The 16321-nt window shown below is 72.0% G+C and carries 17 protein-coding genes; 8 read left to right on the forward strand and 9 right to left on the reverse strand.

Annotated elements, in window-relative coordinates:
• Positions 1-67: 67 nt before the first annotated feature.
• Entirely contained in the window at positions 68-850 is a 783-nt protein-coding gene (yaaA, locus tag ACIPSA_RS02445; RefSeq protein WP_402627927.1) for a peroxide stress protein YaaA, read from the forward strand.
• Between the two features lie 86 nt (positions 851-936).
• On the forward strand, positions 937-1572 hold the full coding sequence (gene eda, locus ACIPSA_RS02450; RefSeq protein ID WP_402627930.1) for a bifunctional 4-hydroxy-2-oxoglutarate aldolase/2-dehydro-3-deoxy-phosphogluconate aldolase: 636 nt from the start codon (positions 937-939) through the stop codon (positions 1570-1572).
• Between the two features lie 91 nt (positions 1573-1663).
• On the opposite strand, the gene ACIPSA_RS02455 is transcribed toward eda, so the two are convergent.
• The 3 genes from ACIPSA_RS02455 to ACIPSA_RS02465 all read right to left on the reverse strand — a co-directional run bounded on the left by ACIPSA_RS02455 (position 1664) and on the right by ACIPSA_RS02465 (position 4596).
• Positions 1664-2881: a bifunctional RNase H/acid phosphatase gene (locus ACIPSA_RS02455; RefSeq protein ID WP_402627933.1), complete on the reverse strand. Its 1218-nt coding sequence runs from the start codon at positions 2879-2881 to the stop codon at positions 1664-1666.
• Between the two features lie 108 nt (positions 2882-2989).
• Positions 2990-3733 (reverse strand): zinc ribbon domain-containing protein, encoded by a 744-nt coding sequence (locus ACIPSA_RS02460; protein ID WP_402629442.1) that lies wholly within the window; start codon positions 3731-3733, stop codon positions 2990-2992.
• Between the two features lie 14 nt (positions 3734-3747).
• Positions 3748-4596, reverse strand: a complete 849-nt coding sequence (locus ACIPSA_RS02465; protein ID WP_402627936.1) for a Nif3-like dinuclear metal center hexameric protein — start codon at positions 4594-4596, stop codon at positions 3748-3750.
• 189 nt (positions 4597-4785) lie between these two features.
• Here ACIPSA_RS02465 and ACIPSA_RS02470 point away from each other — a divergent pair, with 189 nt between their 5' ends.
• Both ACIPSA_RS02470 and ACIPSA_RS02475 read left to right on the forward strand, forming a co-directional pair.
• Positions 4786-5940, forward strand: coding sequence for a hypothetical protein (locus ACIPSA_RS02470; protein WP_402627939.1), 1155 nt, complete (start codon positions 4786-4788; stop codon positions 5938-5940).
• Between the two features lie 96 nt (positions 5941-6036).
• Entirely contained in the window at positions 6037-6189 is a 153-nt protein-coding gene (locus ACIPSA_RS02475) for a hypothetical protein (protein ID WP_402627941.1), read from the forward strand.
• 72 nt (positions 6190-6261) lie between these two features.
• Here ACIPSA_RS02475 and ACIPSA_RS02480 read toward each other — a convergent pair whose 3' ends face one another.
• The 3 genes from ACIPSA_RS02480 to ACIPSA_RS02490 all read right to left on the reverse strand — a co-directional run bounded on the left by ACIPSA_RS02480 (position 6262) and on the right by ACIPSA_RS02490 (position 9278).
• Positions 6262-7200, reverse strand: a complete 939-nt coding sequence (locus tag ACIPSA_RS02480; RefSeq protein WP_402627944.1) for a 3-oxoacyl-ACP reductase — start codon at positions 7198-7200, stop codon at positions 6262-6264.
• A gap of 45 nt (positions 7201-7245) precedes the next feature.
• Entirely contained in the window at positions 7246-8322 is a 1077-nt protein-coding gene (locus ACIPSA_RS02485) for a Zn-dependent alcohol dehydrogenase (protein WP_402627947.1), read from the reverse strand.
• 98 nt (positions 8323-8420) lie between these two features.
• Positions 8421-9278: a MaoC/PaaZ C-terminal domain-containing protein gene (locus tag ACIPSA_RS02490; protein WP_402627950.1), complete on the reverse strand. Its 858-nt coding sequence runs from the start codon at positions 9276-9278 to the stop codon at positions 8421-8423.
• A gap of 290 nt (positions 9279-9568) precedes the next feature.
• Between ACIPSA_RS02490 and ACIPSA_RS02495 the strand changes: the two genes are divergently transcribed.
• From ACIPSA_RS02495 to ACIPSA_RS02505, 3 genes are read left to right on the forward strand one after another with little or no spacing between them, the layout of a single operon-like run.
• Positions 9569-10543 carry an ATP-binding cassette domain-containing protein gene (locus ACIPSA_RS02495; protein WP_402627953.1) on the forward strand — a complete coding sequence of 325 codons (975 nt, stop codon included), beginning with the start codon at positions 9569-9571 and terminating at the stop codon, positions 10541-10543.
• Complete coding sequence (locus ACIPSA_RS02500) at positions 10543-11259, forward strand: ABC transporter permease (protein WP_402627956.1); 717 nt, start codon at positions 10543-10545, stop codon at positions 11257-11259. Before ACIPSA_RS02495 ends, ACIPSA_RS02500 begins: the two co-directional genes overlap by 1 nt.
• A 26-nt stretch (positions 11260-11285) precedes the next feature.
• Positions 11286-12554, forward strand: coding sequence for a sensor histidine kinase (locus tag ACIPSA_RS02505; protein ID WP_402629445.1), 1269 nt, complete (start codon positions 11286-11288; stop codon positions 12552-12554).
• On the opposite strand, the gene ACIPSA_RS02510 is transcribed toward ACIPSA_RS02505, so the two are convergent.
• A complete protein-coding gene (locus ACIPSA_RS02510; protein ID WP_402627959.1) occupies positions 12532-14100 on the reverse strand; it encodes an alpha-L-arabinofuranosidase B in 1569 nt (522 codons plus the stop codon). The genes ACIPSA_RS02505 and ACIPSA_RS02510 overlap by 23 nt on opposite strands.
• Positions 14101-14329: 229 nt before the next feature.
• Here ACIPSA_RS02510 and ACIPSA_RS02515 point away from each other — a divergent pair, with 229 nt between their 5' ends.
• Positions 14330-14941 (forward strand): response regulator, encoded by a 612-nt coding sequence (locus tag ACIPSA_RS02515; RefSeq protein ID WP_402627962.1) that lies wholly within the window; start codon positions 14330-14332, stop codon positions 14939-14941.
• Between the two features lie 13 nt (positions 14942-14954).
• Here ACIPSA_RS02515 and ACIPSA_RS02520 read toward each other — a convergent pair whose 3' ends face one another.
• Entirely contained in the window at positions 14955-15743 is a 789-nt protein-coding gene (locus tag ACIPSA_RS02520; RefSeq protein WP_402627965.1) for a hypothetical protein, read from the reverse strand.
• Positions 15744-15772: 29 nt separating this feature from the next.
• Positions 15773-16312 carry a SigE family RNA polymerase sigma factor gene (locus tag ACIPSA_RS02525; RefSeq protein ID WP_402627968.1) on the reverse strand — a complete coding sequence of 180 codons (540 nt, stop codon included), beginning with the start codon at positions 16310-16312 and terminating at the stop codon, positions 15773-15775.
• Positions 16313-16321 lie beyond the last annotated feature (9 nt).

The raw sequence follows: 16321 nt of genomic DNA on the forward strand, positions 1-16321 counted from the left end.
GCAGGGCGGGGCCGGAGGGCGGCACGCCGTACGCTGGCGCGAGAAGAGCTCTATCGAAGGAGTACGTGTGCTCGTCCTGCTGCCTCCCTCCGAAGGAAAGGCAACCTCCGGCCGTGGCGCCCCCCTGAAGCTGGAGGCGCTGTCCCTGCCGGGGCTGCACGACGCCCGTGAGGCCGTGGTCGGCGAGCTGGCCGAGCTCTGCGCGGGCGACGAGGACAAGGCCCGCGAGGTGCTCGGGCTGAGCGAGGGGCTGCGGGGCGAGATCGCGAAGAACGCGGAGTTGCGGACGGCCGGCGCCCGCCCCGCCGGCGAGATCTACACGGGTGTCCTGTACGACGCCCTCGGTCTGGCCTCCCTCGACACGGCCGCGAAGAAGCGTGCCGCACGCTCGCTGCTGGTCTTCTCCGGGCTGTGGGGCGCCGTACGGGTGACCGACCGGATCCCTTCCTACCGCTGCTCGATGGGCGTGAAGCTGCCGGGGCTGGGGGCCCTGGGCGCGCACTGGCGCACCCCCATGGCGTCGGTCCTGCCCGAGGCGGCCGGTGACGGCCTCGTCCTCGACCTGCGCTCCTCCGCGTACGCGGCCGCCTGGAAGCCGAAGGGCGAGGTCGCCGGGCGGACCGCCACCGTACGGGTGCTGCACGCGCCGACCCGGAAGGTCGTCAGCCACTTCAACAAGGCGACGAAGGGGCGGATCGTGCGGAGCCTGCTGTCGTCGGGGACCGCGCCCGAGGACCCGGCCCGGCTCGTCGAGGCGTTGCGCGATCTCGGGTACGTCGTGGAGGTGGCGGCACCTTCGAAGGCGGGGCAGGCCTGGTCGCTGGACGTGCTGGTGACGGAGATTCACTGAGGGTCCCCCGTCGCGCCAATACGGCTGCGACTGCGTCATTGCAGCATGCGCAACGATCTTTGCGCGTGTTGCGTCCCGCGGGCAGGATGAGCGCCATGCCCTCGTCCCTGCTGGATCTCGCGCCCGTCCTCCCGGTCGTCGTGGCCGGGGACGCCGCCGACGCCGTACCGCTCGCGCGGGCACTGGTCTCGGGTGGGCTGCCCGCGATCGAGGTGACGCTGCGGACGCCCGCCGCACTCGACGCCGTCCGGGCCATCGCCGCCGAGGTACCGGACGCGGTGGTCGGCGCGGGCACGGTCATCACGCCCGCCCAGGTGACCGAGTGCGTGGCGGCGGGGGCGCGCTTCCTGGTCAGCCCCGGCTGGACGGACGTACTGCTGGACGCCATGCGGGCCTCCGGCCTGCCGTTCCTGCCGGGGGTGTCGACCACGACGGAGGTGGTGGCGCTCCTGGAGCGCGGGGTGCGGGAGATGAAGTTCTTCCCGGCGCAGGCGGCCGGCGGCACGGCCTACCTGAGGTCGCTGGCCGGTCCGCTGCCGCAGGCTCGGTTCTGTCCGACGGGGGGCATCGGGCCGGGTAACGCCCCGGAGTACCTGTCCCTCCCCAACGTCGGCTGTGTGGGCGGGACCTGGATGATCCCGGCGGACGCCGTCGCCGCCCGGGACTGGACGCGGATCGAGGCGCTGGCGCGGGAGGCCGCGGGGCTCAGGGGATCCGGATGACGGCGCCCTTCGCCCGTGCGCAGCCCCGATCCGCGGCTCGGCGCGCGGACGTGCGGACGCGCGGAGATCCCGCGCGGCACGCCCGCGCCGGTCAGCGGAGGTGAGCGGTCTCGTTGAACAGCCGTACGCTCGCGTTGCCGTCCGCGTAGTACGCCACCGCCGACAGCGAGGCCGCCGACAGCTCCATGCGGAACAGGGACTCCGGCGGTGCGCCGAGAGCGAGCTGGACGAACGTCTTGATCGGGGTGACGTGCGTGACGAGCAGGACCGTGCGGCCCGCGTACGCCGCGACCAGTTTGTCGCGGGTGGCGGCGATCCGGGTGGCGGTCGCCGCGAAGCTCTCGCCGTCGCCGGTGGGCCGGGCCTCCGGGTCGGCCAGCCAGGCGTCGAGGTCGTCCCTGTAGCGTTCGCGTACCTCGCCGAAGGTGAGCCCCTCCCAGGCGCCGAAGTCCGTCTCCCGCAGTCCGTCGTCGACCGTCACATCGAGCCCGAGGCGGGCGGCGACGATGCCGGCGGTCTCGCGGGTACGGGCGAGCGGGGACGCGACGATCGCCTCGATCGTGCCCCGCCGTGCCAGCGCCGCCCCGACCCGCTCGGCCTGCTCCCGGCCGACGTCGGAGAGCGAAGGGTCGGTACCGCCGCTGCCGGAGAACCGCTTCTGCGGAGTCAGCGGGGTCTCACCGTGCCGCAGCAGCACGAAGGTCGCGGGCGCGCCGAGATCGGGGGTCGCGCTCCAGCCGGGGGCGGAGGTGGTGGGGGTCGGGGCCGAAATGGCGGAGGCGATCGTGCGCGCGGCACTCACGTCGGCCTCGGCGTCGGCCTTCGTGTCCTCGCCTCGCGGAGCCGTGCCGGACCCGGTGGAGGCGGACCCCGCGGAGGACGACGGCGACCACTGTTCGCCCCGGCTCCCGGCGTCCATCGCCTCGTTGGCCAGGCGGTCCGCGTGCTTGTTCCGCTCGCGCGGGATCCACTCGTACGTCACCCGGTCCGGCGGGAAGACGCGGCTCGCCTCCGTCGCCAGGGGCTTCAGATCGGGGTGCTTGATCTTCCAGCGGCCCGACATCTGCTCGACGACGAGCTTGGAGTCCATGCGGACGCGCACCTCGGCGGACGGGTCCAGGGCGCGGGCGGCGCGCAGACCCGCCAGCAGGCCGCGGTACTCGGCCACGTTGTTGGTGGCGAACCCGATGTGCTCCGCCGCCTCGGCCAGGGTCTCACCCGTGGCCGCGTCGAACACCACGGCCCCGAAGCCCGCGGGCCCCGGGTTGCCCCGCGACCCGCCGTCGGCCTCCACGATGAACTCCCGCACGCCGTACGCCCCTTGTTCCTTCGTCCCTTGCGGGCCCGACTGTTCTTACGGGCCCGGCTGTTCCTTACAGCCCCGGCTGTTCCTTACAGGTACGGGCCCGGCAGTTCCTTACAGGCCCGACTCGGCCGTGCGCACCAGGATGCGCCGGCAGTTCTCGCAGCGGACGACCGTGTCGGGCGCGGCCTTGCGGACCTCGGCCAGCTCGGTGATGGCGAGCTCCTGACGGCAGCCCTGGCAGGTCCGCTGGTACAGCTTGGCCGCGCCGATGCCGCCCTGCTGCTCACGCAGCTTGTCGTACAGCTTCAGCAGGTCCGCGGGGACGGAGCCCGCGATGACCCCGCGCTCCTTGGTCACCGAGGCCGCCTCGCCGTCGATCTCCTCGAAGGCGGCGTTCCGGCGGCCGGTCGCGTCGTCGATCTTCGACTGGACGGAGGCCACCCGCTCGGTCAGCTCCCCGACCCGCTCCTGGGCGGCCTCGCGGCGCTCCATGACCTCCAGGACGACGTCCTCCAGGTCGCCCTGCCGCTTGGCGAGGGAGACGATCTCACGCTGGAGGTTCTCCAGGTCCTTGGGGGAGGTGACGGCGCCGGAGTCCAGGCGCTGCTGGTCGCGGGCGGCGCGCTGGCGCACCTGGTCCACGTCCTGCTCGGCCTTGGTCTGCTCGCGGGCGCAGTCGCTCTCCTCGGTCTGCGCGGCCACGAGGAGGTCGCGCAGCTGCGTGAGGTCCTTGGTCAGCGAGTCGATCTCGGCGTGCTCGGGCAGCGACCTCCGCTTGTGCGCCAGCTGCTGCAGGCGGACGTCCAGGGCCTGGACGTCGAGGAGTCGGATCTGGTCGGCGGGCGCGGCGTTCAGTTGGGGGCTCCCGATTAGCTAGTGGTGACGGAGGACGCCGCGTGGGCGGTCCAGGGGTCGGTGACCGTCTTGGAGACGTGGACGCGCAGGTCCCAGCCGTGGCGGTCGGAAATCTCGTCGAGCTGGGCTGCGGCCTGCTCGCACCAGGGCCATTCGGTGGCCCAGTGCGCCGCGTCGAGCAGCGCGAGGGGACTGGGGGAGACGGCCGCCGTGAACTCCGAGGCCGGGTGGTGGCGCAGGTCGGCGGTGAGGAAGGCGTCGACGCCGGCCGCCCGGACCTGGTCGAAGAGGCTGTCGCCGGAGCCGCCGCTGACGGCGACCGTACGGACGACCGCCTCGGGGTCTCCGGCCACCCGGATGCCCTGCGCGGTGGCGGGCAGCCGCTCCGCGGCGCGGGCGGCGAGCTCGCGGACGGTGAGGGGGTGGTCCAGTTCGCAGACCCGGCCGAGGCCGCGGCGGCCCTCCGGGTCGGTGGGGTCCGGCACCAGCGGCCGTACGACCCGCAGGTCGAGCGCTCCGGCCAGCGCGTCGGAGACGCCCGGGTCGGCCGTGTCGGCGTTGGTGTGGGCGACGTGCAGCGCTATGTCGTTCTTGATCAGCGTGTGCACGACCCGGCCCTTGAAGGTGGAGGCCGCGACCGTCGTCGTACCGCGCAGATAGAGCGGGTGGTGGGTGACGAGCAGGTCGGCGCCCAGCTTCACCGCCTCGTCGACGACGTCCTGCACGGGGTCCACGGCGAACAGGACCCGGGAGACCTCCTGGCCGGGGTCGCCCACGACGGTGCCGACCGCGTCCCAGGACTCGGCCCGCTCGGCGGGCCACAGGTTCTCCAGCGCGGTGATGACTTCTGACAGACGGGGCACGGGGAAAAGGCTACCTGCCTGTTCTGCGGGGATGTACCGGCTCCGTACCCAAAGGGCCCCGTCCAGCACAGCGGCCCCCGTTTCCTCAGGCGAACCGCCGCCCGGCCACCCGTATGTGTGAAGCGGCTGCCTGCCGGTTCCACGTCTGTGCGTACGAAAACTAGCTTCGTCGCCGGAGGTGACCGAACCATGACGGCCTGTGCGATCGAGCCCGCGGCTGCCGAGGGCGACGACGGTGCGCCGCGGGCGGGCTGCACCATCACGGCGGACGGCACTTATGCCGCCCGTCTGGCGCTGGACGACGGCTGCTGGTTCCCGGAGCGCTGGACGCTGGACGGCCCCGAGCCGTACGCCGTGCCGCTGCCCGGCAACCAGCCGGAGGAACCCGGTACCGAGGTGCAGCCGATGGACGACGGGCGAGTCCTGATCCACCGGCTGGTGGAGCGGCGGCACGCGTTCTCACTGCTGTACCCGACCGGCCCCGGCACCGGTGAGCTGCCGCTGGGCGCGGTGGAGTGCCCGGACCCCGGCACCGGGCTGCGGCTGCTGCCGCCGGCGCCGGGGGGCACGCGGGCGTACGCCCTGGCGGCCGGCCCCCGCTCCACGGCGGTGTGGCTGGTGGCGGGCGGCGCCTTCGGGCCCGAGCACGTCGCCGAGATCCCGGGGCGCTGCTCGGGCGGGGCCTGGCTGGACCGCGCCGGACGCATGCTCGCCCTGGACCGGGAGGTCGGCGGAACCACCAAGGCGGTCGTGGTGGACCTGGAGCGGGACGGCGAGGTGTCGCCGCTGCTGCAGATCGCGGCCGGCAGCGACGACCGGCTGCTGCTCGCCGACCCCGACAGCGGGCTGATCCTCGTCGGCTCGGACGCGCCCTCCCCCGGGCAGGAACGGTTGGGCTGGGGCGTCCTGGGCAGCACGCTGCCCGTGCGCTTCCCGGAGTGTCTGCGGATGCCGGACTGCACGGTGACACCGTTCGCGATCCAGCCGGGGCAGGTGCTGACGCCGGAGAGCTGCGCGGTGGCGCTGCGGATCGACGGGGCGCTCGGCAGCTGGGTCGGGGTGTGGCGGCCCGCCGAACGGCAGGTGCACCACTTCGCGGCGCCCGCGGGGTGGCTGGCCGGGGCGGGGCTGTGGACCGAGGACGGGGTGCTGCGCCTGCCGTACGACACCGAGGAAGTCCCGTGCGGAGTGGCGGAGTCGGCGGCGCCCCCGCGGACGGGAGAGCCGGGAGGCACGGGGGGCCAGGGGCACCTGAGCCCGCTGGAACCGGGCCTTCCGGATCCGGTCGTACGGCGTCCTGTGCCCCTGCAGCAGGCCCCGTTCGGACGTCTTGTAACGAAGTAGTCGCGGCTGGCGTGCCCGCCTGGATTCGCCCCGTGGTGTGCCGGTTACACTCGCCCGGCTGTACGAAAGATGATGTTGACGGGGTGAATTCTTCCGATGAGTGACATGAGTATGTCCAACCAGCTGTCCGCCGACCTTCAGCAGAACGACGGCCACGGTAAGCACCGCGGCCAGGTCTCGGCGCAGGACAGCGAGACGGTCCCGCACGGCCGACACCGCAAGCCTGAGCCGGCTGAGACGGCGGCCTGAGGTACGCAGTGAGGGGGCCCATCGGCTGACCGGCCGATGGGCCCCCTTTCGCATTCACCGGCGCTTGAGCCTTCATCGGCGCTTGAGCCCCAGCACCTCCGCCGCCGCGAAGGTCTCACCCGGCGGCCGGTCCGCGTAGTGCGGGGTGAGCAGCGCGTCGAGTTCGTCGTAGCTGAAGGTGTCCTGCTTGCTGTCGAACTGCGCCTGGACGCGCGGCCGCTCGACGACGGCGACCATGCCGCCGTGCACGACGAGCAGCTGGCCGTTGACGCGTTCGGCGGCGGGCGAGGCCAGGTAGCCGACGAGCGGGGCGACATGCTCGGGGGCGAGCGGGTCGAGGCCCTCGCCGGACATCTGCATCCCCGCGAAGACGTCCTCGGTCATCCGGGTGCGGGCGCGCGGGCAGATCGCGTTGGCCGTCACGCCGTACTTGGCGAGGGCGAGGGCCGTGGAGGTGGTCAGGCCCACGATCCCGCCCTTCGCGGCGGCGTAGTTGGGCTGGCCCGCCGAACCGGCCAGGAAAGCCTCCGACGAGGTGTTCACGATCCGCCCGTACACCCGTCCGCCGGCCGCCTTGGACCGCTCCCGCCAGTGTGCGGCCGCGAAGTGGGTGGTGTTGAAGTGTCCCTTGAGGTGGACCCGGATCACCGCGTCCCACTCGTCCTCGGACATCGAGAAGACCATGCGGTCGCGCAGGATGCCCGCGTTGTTGACCAGGATGTCGAGCTTCCCGAACTCGGCGACCGCCGTCTCCACGAGTTCCCGGGCCTGCCCGAAGTCGGCCACGTCCCCGGTGTGCGCGAGCGCCTGCCCGCCCGCCGCCCGGATCTCGGCGGCGACCTCCTCGGCGGGCCCGGCGCAGGCCTCGCCCGAGCCGTCCCGGCCCGGCTGCCCGTAGTCGTTGACGACGACGGCCGCGCCCAGCCGGGCGAGCTCCAGCGCCTCGGCCCGGCCCAGTCCCCGGCCCGCGCCGGTGACGATCGCGGCGAGGCCTTCGAGTGGTGGTGACATACCGATCGACATACGGCTCCCGTCAGATCTCCGTGGTCCGGATCCCTAGATCTCGATGCACGTACGCAGGGCCGTCCCGGAACGCATCTGGTCCAGTGCCTCGTTGATCTCGGCGAGCGGCACCCGGTGCGTGATCAGGCCCTCCAGGTCGACGCGGCCGGCCCGCCACAGGGCGATGGTCCGCTCGTAGGAGCGCAGGACGTCGCCGCCGCCGTACATCGAGGGCAGGATGCGCTTCTCGTCGAAGAACAGCTCGAACATGTTGAGCTGGAGGAAGTCGTCCATGGCGCCCGCGCCGACCACGACGAGGGTGCCGCCGCGCCGGGTGTTCTCGTACGCCGTGCGGGCGGTCGCGGACCGGCCGACGACCTCGAAGACGTAGTCGAAGCCCTCGCCGCCGGTGACCTGCTGCTTGGCGTCGGCCAGCCCGTCCGGTGCGACGGCCCTCGTGGCGCCGAACCCGAGAGCGGCCTCGCGGCGCGACGCGACCGGGTCGACGGCGACGATCTCGGCGGCGCCCTTCAGCCGCGCCCCCTGGATCGCGGAGATGCCGACGCCTCCGCACCCGATGACGGCGACCGACGAACCGGCCTCCACGTCGGCGGTGTTGAGGGCGGCGCCGAGTCCCGTCGTCACTCCGCAGCCGATGAGGGCGGCGATGTCGAAGGGCACGTCGTCCGGGATCGGCACGGCGCAGCCCGCGTCGACGACGACCTCCTCGGCGAAGGTGCCGGTGCCGGCGAAGCCGAAGACGTCTGTGCCGGAGCGCTTGAAGTTGGGGGTGCCCGCGTTCATGAACCCGGCCAGGCACAGCTCGGTCTGCCCGCGCTTGCAGGCGGGACAGGCACCGCAGGCGGGCAGCCAGCAGAGGACGACCCGGTCACCGGGCTTCAGGTGGGTGACGTTCTCGCCGACCTCCAGGATCTCGCCCGCGCCCTCGTGCCCGGGGACGAACGGCGCCGGCTGCGGAAGGACCCCGCTCATCGCGGACAGGTCGGAATGGCACAGCCCGGTGGCGCGCATCCGCACCCGCACCCTGCCGGGGCCGAAACCCACCGCCTCGACGTCGTCGAAGACCTCCAGCTTGTCCTGGCCGATCTCGTGCAGTACGGCTGCGCGCATGGTGCGGCTCCCCTCGGAGGCTTCTCTGGCTCAGGTGGGGTCAGGTGGGGTGGGGTGGGGCCGGGTGGGGCTCAAACGGCTCAGGTGGCTCAGGTGGCTCAGGAGTGTGCGACGACGGTGTCGGCGAGGACGGGCGCGTCGCCCCGCTCCACCGCACTCACGGCGACCTGCACGGCCCCCTCCTGCCGCCACATGCGGATGCGCAGGGTCTCGCCCGGGTACACCACCCCGGCGAAGCGCGTGGTGTAGGAACGGACGCGGGTCACGTCGCCGCCGAGCAGCGTGTCGACGACCGCCTTGAGCGTCATGCCGTAGGTGCACAGCCCGTGCAGGATGGGCCGGTCGAACCCGGCGACCTTGGCGAACTCGGGGTCGGCGTGCAGCGGGTTCCAGTCGCCGGAGAGGCGGTAGAGCAGCGCCTGGTCCTCGCGGACGTGCCTCTCGACGGTCCTGTCGGGTTCGCCGGCGGGCGGTTCGAGCCTGGTGGAGGGGCCGCGGTCGCCGCCCCAGCCGCCTTCCCCGCGTACGAAGATCTGCGCGTCGTTGGTCCACAGCGGGCCGTCGGCGTCGGCGACCTCGGTGCGCATGACGAGGACGGCCGCCTTGCCCTTGTCGTAGACGGCCGCGATGCGTCCGGTGGCCGTGGCGCTGCCCTCGACCGGGATGGGGCGGTGCAGGGTGAGCGACTGGCCGCCGTGCAGGACACGGGTGAGGTCGACGTCGACGCCGGGCATGGACAGGCCGCTGATCACACCGGGAGACCCGTTGCCCGCGACGGTGGCGAAACTGGGCAGGACGTGCAGCCGGGACTCCAGCGTGTAGCGCAGTTCGTCGGGGTCGGTGGCGGGGACTCCGGCGCCGAGGCCCAGGTGGTAGAGCTGGACGTCCTTGCGGTCCCAGCTGATCTCACCGGAACGGGGTTCGGCGGCGAGGGCCTTGGCTGCGTCGATGGGCATACGACTCCTGACACTCACGGCTTTCGGAACACTCACGGCTATCGGGCTGTGGCTTTCCGACTGCGGCTTCAAGACCCCGGCACGGCCGTCCGCACCGTCGGCCGCACCGAGGTCGTCCCGGGCCGCCCTAGAACGCGTTCCAGTCCGGCGCCCCCTGTATAGCCCAGCGCCCCCTACTTGTGAAGGCTCCTGACGTCGTGTCAGGTCGCGGTGGCCGGGACATTTGTACTGCCCAAGTTCGTACATGCGCATCTGCCGGACAGGGGGCCGCGATTCATAGCGTCGTAGGCATGACGCAGACAACACCCGCCGTGTCCTTCACCGGAGCGGTCAAGGCCTACGGCCCCGTAAGTGCCGTCGACGGCGTCGACCTGGACATCGCGCGCGGCGAGACGGTCGCCCTGCTCGGCCGCAACGGCGCCGGGAAGTCGACCACGATCGCGCTGCTGCTCGGCCTGCACAAGCCCGACGCGGGCACGGTGGAGCTCTTCGGCACGGTTCCGGAGCGTTCCGTGCGCGCGGGCCGGGTGGGCGCGATGCTCCAGGAGGGGCGCGCGGTCCCCCGGGTCACGGTCGGGGAGCTGGTCTCCTTCGTGGCCTCCCGCTACCCCGCCCCGATGCCCGTGGCGCGGGCGCTGGAGCTGGCCGGGATCGCCGGTCTCGCCGGGCGGCGGGTGGACCGGCTGTCCGGCGGGCAGACGCAGCGGGTGCGGTTCGCCGTGGCGCTCGCCGGGAACCCCTCCCTCCTCGTGCTGGACGAACCGACCGCCGCCCTGGACGTGGAGGCGCGGCACGCCTTCTGGGACTCGATGCGGGCGTACGCGCGCAATGGCCACACTGTTCTGTTCTCCACCCACTACCTGGAGGAGGCCGACGCACACGCCGACCGGATCGTCGTCATCGACCGCGGCCGGATCGTCGCCGACGGCACGGGCGAGGAGCTGCGGCGCTCGGCCGGCGGCAACCTGGTCTGCCTCGACCTGGCCGGGCGCGCCCCGGACGGGCTGGCCCTGCTGCCCGGGGTGCGGTCGGTGGAGGTGCGCGGTGGCCGGGCGCGGCTGCGCACGGACGACTCCGACGCGACGGTGGTCGCTCTCGCCGAACTGGGAGCGATACGCGGTCTGGAGGTCGCCCCGGCCTCGCTCGACGATGCCTTCCTCGCCCTGACCTCGCGCGGTACGGAAACCGGGACCGGAGCGGAAACCGAGACCGGTACGGAAACCGAGACCCGTACGGAAACCGAGACGGAGCGGGAGACGGTCTGATGTGGGACTACCTGCGCCTCGAAGTGCGCCGCACACTGCGTGACACGGGCTTCGTGATCGGCGGGATCGCGATGCCGGTGATGATGTACCTGTTGTTCACCAACCTCGGCGAGAACGACGGTGGCTGGAAGACCGCCTCCATGGTCGGCATGGCCGCGTACGGCGCGGTCGGCTCCACCCTCAACACCGGCGGCGCGGTCGCCGAGGACCGGGCGATCGGCTGGCTGCGGCAGCTGAGGGTGACACCGATGACCCCGCGCGAGGTGGTGATCGGGCGGGCGCTGACCGGTTCGGTGACCGTGCTCCCGGCGATCGTCGCGGTCCTCGCGGCCGGCGGCCTGGTCAACGGCGTACGGCTCCAGGTCTGGCAGTGGGCGGCGGTCGCGGTGCTGCTGTGGCTCGGCTCGGTCCCCTTCACCCTGCTCGGCCTCGGCAACGGCTACCGGCTGACCGGGCCGGCCACGGGCGTGGCGAACATGATCGGCAACCTGGGGCTCGCGGTGCTCGGCGGTCTCTGGTTCCCGGTCAGTCTCTTCCCCGCCTGGCTGCGCCCGATGTCGGCGTACACCCCCACCCGTGGCATGGCTGAGCTGGGCACCTCGGTCGCCGCCGGGCACGCCCCGGCACCCGGCGCGATTCTCGTACTGGCGTTCTGGATGTTGGTGTTCTGTTCGTACGCTGTGCTGTCGTACCGCCGTGGTGCGGGGACCAGTTGATCGGGGGATCTCGGATGAACAGAGACATGTCGTGGTGGCGGGGGATCCGGTGCCAGGTGGCCGCCCGGCAGGCCGCACGGACGGCCTGGAAGGCGGACATGGACCGCTTCAGGGCCGCGCAGAAGGCCGCCCGGAAGAACGGGCAGACGCCCGAGCACCCGGGCCCGCCGCCCACCGGTTTCGCCCTGCTGCCGTGGCTGCTCATGGGACTGGGCTCCTTCTCCAACCTCTTCCAGGGCAAGACCCCCGACCCGTTGATCGGCGGCCTGGGTCTGCTCGCCTTCAATTCGCTGTACATCTACGTGACGTTCCGCGCCTTCGACCGGGAGAAGCGCGAGGCGACGTCCACCCGAGTGGCGCTCCTGCTGATGGGCCTGCTGACCACGGGCCTGGCCCTCGGGTACGGCGGCAGCTGGCTGCTGTTCTTCCCCCTGCTGGGCCTCGCGACCGGCGCCACCCTGCGCGGGCCGTGGCTGGGCAGGACGGGAATCCTGCTGGCCGCGTTCGCCGGTACCGTCTCCGGCTTCCGCGACGGCTGGGACGCGTTGAACATCGCCTACGGCACTTTCCTGTCGAGCATGGTGACCGCCGCGATCCTGGGCCTCAGCGAAGCCGTACGGGAACTGCGCGCCGCCCGTGAGGAACTGGCCCGCCGCGCGGTGGAGGAGGAGCGCCTGCGCTTCTCCCGCGATCTGCACGACCTGCTGGGCCACACGCTGTCGGTGATCGTGGTGAAGTCGGAGGCGGCCCGCCGCCTGGCCCCGCGCGACATGGACGCGGCGCTGTCGCAGATCAACGACGTCGAGTCGGTCGGCAGGCAGGCGCTGACCGAGATCCGCGAGGCGGTGACCGGCTACCGCGAGGGCAGCCTCGCCACGGAGCTGACCCGCGCCCGCTCGGCTCTGTCCGCGGCGAGCGTGGAGCCGGTCGTCCGCCAGTCCGGCACCCCGCTCGCCCCGCAGACGGAGGCCCTGCTGGGCTGGGTGGTGCGCGAGGCCGTCACCAACGTCGTACGGCACAGCGACGCGAGCCGCTGCGAGATCACCGTCGAGAGCACCATGGAGCGGGCACGGCTGACGGTCACGGACAACGGCACGGGCGCCGCCGCGGCCGAACCGCGCGAGGGCATCGGCGGCACCGGGCTGAAGGGGCTGACCGAGCGCCTCGCGACGGCGGGCGGCTCCCTGCGGGCCGGCCCGTCGCCGCGCGGCGGCTTCACGGTCACCGCCGAACTCCCCGCCGAGTGGGCGGAGTTGTCAGCGGCCGGGGCGGTTACGGCGCCCAGGGCGAGCTGACCACCCAGCTCACGTCGTCACTCCACGACGTGCTGCTGTCCCAGGTGTTCGAGCCGCCGTTGCTCGCTATGTAGACGTTGTAGTTGTAGTGGCGCAGGTATCTCGTCGGGTAGTTGTACGAGGCGAACGAGGTGCCCGTGCCGCTCTTGCCGGTCTGGGGGCAGAACGTGGCGTCGGCCCGGAACTGGGCGGTGCCGTCCATGGGCTGCCGGTAGAGCCGGTAGTTGTAGTGGCGCAGGAAGTCGCCGGGGTAGTTGCGCGACTCGAAGGAGACGCAGGAGCTGTCGGCGAGGCCCTTGCGGACGATCCAGGTGGCGTCGTTCTTGTCGAGGGACGAACTGCTCGACGTCACCGAGGAGACCACGGCCGCGTTGTTCTGGTGGCGGACGTAGTCCGTGGTGCAGCAGGAGGTCGTCGCGCGCAGCGAGATCTCCGAGCCGGCCGTGAGGGACCCGGTACTGCCGGTCGGGCCGCCGTAGCCGACGGAGACGATGTTGGACTGCACGGCGTCGTCGGCGGCGTCGGTCGGGATGCCGGAGGTCATCACGCCCTCGAAGAAGGAGCCGATGGAGCCGTTGCTGTTGTCACCGCCGGTGCCCAGGACGATCGCGCCCTCCTGGTGCATCGGCGAGTAGCCGCTGGTGGTCGGCTCCCCTCCGGAATACGTGGTGGTAAGTCCACCGGATTGCGCATTGCCGTATTTCAGCGCGAAATGGTTCTGCCCGTTGTTCTTCAGCAGCGCGGTGACGAACGGGGTCGCCCCGGTTCCGGTGTTGGACGAGTTCTCGCTGTACCCGGCGTCCGACTGGAACAGGCCGTTCTCCAGGTCGGCCTGCACCCACGGCCCCTGCCCGTAACAGGGCGAGAACCAGCACTCGGTGCCGAAGTTGATCGCGTCCATGTGGCCGTTGCCGGTGTCCTTGTTGTTCGTCTCGGCGTTGCCGTAGTCGAAGCAGCAGGAGCCGTTGACATGGGTCCCGGAGGTCACCATGTACATCCCCTCGGCCTGCCCGTTCACCGCGACACCGGAGGTGGAGTTGTCCCGGTAGCCCATGCCGGCCGATATCTCCAGGCCGTAGACCTGGTGACCGCCGACGGTCACCGGCAGCGCGTCCGCGGGCGCCCCGACATCGGCCGCACCGGCCCCGCCGGCGCCCTCGACGGTGAGGTCGTTGTGGCGCGAGGACTGGTCGTAGATCTTGGTGATGATGCAGGTCGTGCCGGAGCAGAAGGAGTCCTGGGCGGCCGCGTTGGCGTACCCGCCCGCCGCGAGCAGCCCGATGTTCGCGGTGGCACTGTCCGAGGCGCGCTGCACCTGGTAGAGCGAGCCGCTGTAGGACGAGTACAGCGCCCGCACGAGGCTGTGCGCGGCCACGCAGGGCGTGCCCGCGGCGGCGTAGACGTCACAGGGCAGCGAGCTCGCGGCGGCGGCCTGCGGGGCGCCCACGCCGAGCAGCAGGGCGGCGGCGGTGGCGAACGCCGCCAGGACGGACAGGACGGCCCTTCTCAGCCGCCGGGGACGTGAACGCGGGATTCTCAGGAGCACGGTGCACCTCTTTCGGTTCCTCGTAGGGCAGTGCGGGAGGGCGGTCGACGAAGACGGTCGATATACCGGACGTCGTTCGACCGAAATACCGAACCAATTCGACGTCGAAATGCCGAACAATTGCCGGAAATGCAGAGGCGATTGTTTGCGCGCCGCCAGGAGGCGTCAACCCCCGCGGAACCGAACAATGACGAGTCTTTAATCGTCCTCCCTTGGCTACGCTTGGGTCGTGAAGAACATCCGGGTCCTGCTCGCCGAGGACCAGGGCATGATGCGCGGCGCCCTGGCCCTGCTGCTCGGCATGGAGGACGACATCGAGGTGGTCGCCCAGGTCGCCACCGGCGACGCGATCGTGGACGCCGCGCTCCTGCACCGGCCGGACGTGGCCCTGCTGGACATCGAACTGCCGGGCAGGAGCGGTCTGGACGCGGCGGCGGACCTGCGCGAGGAGGCGCCCGACTGCCGGGTGCTGATCCTGACCACCTTCGGCCGGCCCGGCTATCTGCGCCGGGCCATGGAGGCCGGGGCCGCCGGATTCCTGGTCAAGGACGGGCCGGTGGAGGAACTGGCCGAGGCGATCCGGCGCGTGCTCACCGGGGAGACCGTGGTCGACCCGGCGCTGGCCGCGGCCGCGCTCAGTGCCGGGCCCAGTCCACTCACCGCCCGCGAGTGCGACGTGCTGAAGGCGTCGGTGGACGGCGCGACCGTCGCCGACATCGCCGGCAAGCTGCATCTGTCCGAGTCGACGGTCCGCAACTACCTGTCCTCCGCCATCGGCAAGACGGGTACGCGCAACCGGGCGGAGGCGGTGCGGGAGGCCCGGCAGCAGGGGTGGCTGTGACCTCCCCGCGGGCCTACTTCGTCACCTCCGCGGAGGCGTACGACGTCCCTTCCGGCGCCACGCACACGAACCAGTTGGCCCCCGGGAAGCCGGCGGCCGGGCGGATCGCCGCAGTGGTGTGGGTTTCGTGGTCCTTGGGAACCCGGTTGGCCACGGTCGTCCTGCCGTCCTTCCAGTGGCAGGTGACCTGCCGGGCGGTCTTGGCGACCGCGCCGACCACCAGCCGTCCGTCGCTTGCGACGTCGGACGAGAAGCGGGTGGCGATGGCCCCCAGGTCCGTGCCCGTCAGGTGGTCCACGTCCTTGGCCGTGTTGTACATGACCTGCAGCTTGCGCTCGGTGCCCCAGCGCCGGCTAACGAAGTAGGAGGTCTTGCCGATCAGGTCGACGGACTTGTCGACCGAGGGCTTGAGCCCCAGGTCGGACATCGCGCCGAACTGCCTGATCGCCTCCGACACGTTGCGCGGCGCACTCCATACGTCGACGCCGACACTCCACTGCTTGCCGCGGTAGGTCCCCCAGGCCAGCTCGGTGGACTGCGGCTCGTCCACATGCCGGGCCTCCGGCGAAGCCGGCTGCGTGGCCACCTCCGCTCCCCTGTCCCCGTGCCCGCCCGGCATCCCGGTCAGCGCCAGCGTCGCCCCCGTGGACCCCGCCAGCACCACTGCCGTGGCCGCCGCCACCGCCCACCGGCGCGCCTTGCGCCGCCGCCCGCCGCGCATGACCGCCTGCACCGGGGCTATACCGATCTCGACCTCGTCCGCGGCGTCCGCGAGGAGGAAGGCGATGTCCGTCTGTGTCATGTCGGGGTTCCTCTCCCGGTCCGCGCTCATCACTTCCGCCCTCCCTGCGTCACCATCTCGGCCAGCCCCGGTATGGCGCGGAGTTTCGCGATCCCCTTGGCCGCGTTGCTCTTGACCGTGCCGACCGAGCAGCCCATCGCCTCGGCCGTCTGTGTCTCCGTCAGGTCCTCCCAGTACCGCAGGACCACCGCCTCCCGCTGTCGCGCCGGCAGTTGGGCGAGCGCCTTCAACAGGGCGCTGCGGTCATCGGCCTGGGAGATGCGGTCGCCGGTGTCGGCCACCTCGTGCGCCAGGCCCGAGTCGTCCTTCGGCGCCAGGAACTCCTTCAGCCTCCTGCGGTGCTTGCGCGCATGCGCGTTGATCATCACGCGCCGCACGTAGGCCTCCGGGTCGTCCGCCGAGCCGACCCTGCGCCAGGCCACATAGACCTGTTCGAGCGTCGACTGGACCAGGTCCTCGGCGGCGTGCTGCTCCCCCGTGAGGAGAAATGCCGTACGCATCAGCCGCGGCCAGCGGCCGACGACGAAGCTCTGGAACTCCTCGTCCCGAGCCTTGTTCCGATCCCCCATGGGCACCTC

The sequence above is a fragment of the Streptomyces sp. NPDC086549 genome, assembly GCF_044746205.1.
GTDB lineage: Bacteria > Actinomycetota > Actinomycetes > Streptomycetales > Streptomycetaceae > Streptomyces.

Excerpts from the sequence above, each read along its gene's own strand:
- ACIPSA_RS02500 (WP_402627956.1), top strand. The coding sequence starts at position 10,543 with ATGTGGGACTACCTGCGCCTCGAAGTGCGCCGCACACTGCGTGACACG.
- eda (WP_402627930.1), top strand. The coding sequence starts at position 937 with ATGAGCGCCATGCCCTCGTCCCTGCTGGATCTCGCGCCCGTCCTCCCG.
- ACIPSA_RS02505 (WP_402629445.1), top strand. The coding sequence starts at position 11,286 with ATGTCGTGGTGGCGGGGGATCCGGTGCCAGGTGGCCGCCCGGCAGGCC.
- ACIPSA_RS02470 (WP_402627939.1), top strand. The coding sequence starts at position 4,786 with ATGACGGCCTGTGCGATCGAGCCCGCGGCTGCCGAGGGCGACGACGGT.
- ACIPSA_RS02520 (WP_402627965.1), bottom strand. The coding sequence starts at position 15,743 with ATGACACAGACGGACATCGCCTTCCTCCTCGCGGACGCCGCGGACGAG.
- ACIPSA_RS02495 (WP_402627953.1), top strand. The coding sequence starts at position 9,569 with ATGACGCAGACAACACCCGCCGTGTCCTTCACCGGAGCGGTCAAGGCC.
- ACIPSA_RS02525 (WP_402627968.1), bottom strand. The coding sequence starts at position 16,312 with ATGGGGGATCGGAACAAGGCTCGGGACGAGGAGTTCCAGAGCTTCGTC.
- ACIPSA_RS02485 (WP_402627947.1), bottom strand. The coding sequence starts at position 8,322 with ATGCGCGCAGCCGTACTGCACGAGATCGGCCAGGACAAGCTGGAGGTC.
- ACIPSA_RS02480 (WP_402627944.1), bottom strand. The coding sequence starts at position 7,200 with ATGTCACCACCACTCGAAGGCCTCGCCGCGATCGTCACCGGCGCGGGC.
- ACIPSA_RS02475 (WP_402627941.1), top strand. The coding sequence starts at position 6,037 with ATGAGTGACATGAGTATGTCCAACCAGCTGTCCGCCGACCTTCAGCAG.
- ACIPSA_RS02490 (WP_402627950.1), bottom strand. The coding sequence starts at position 9,278 with ATGCCCATCGACGCAGCCAAGGCCCTCGCCGCCGAACCCCGTTCCGGT.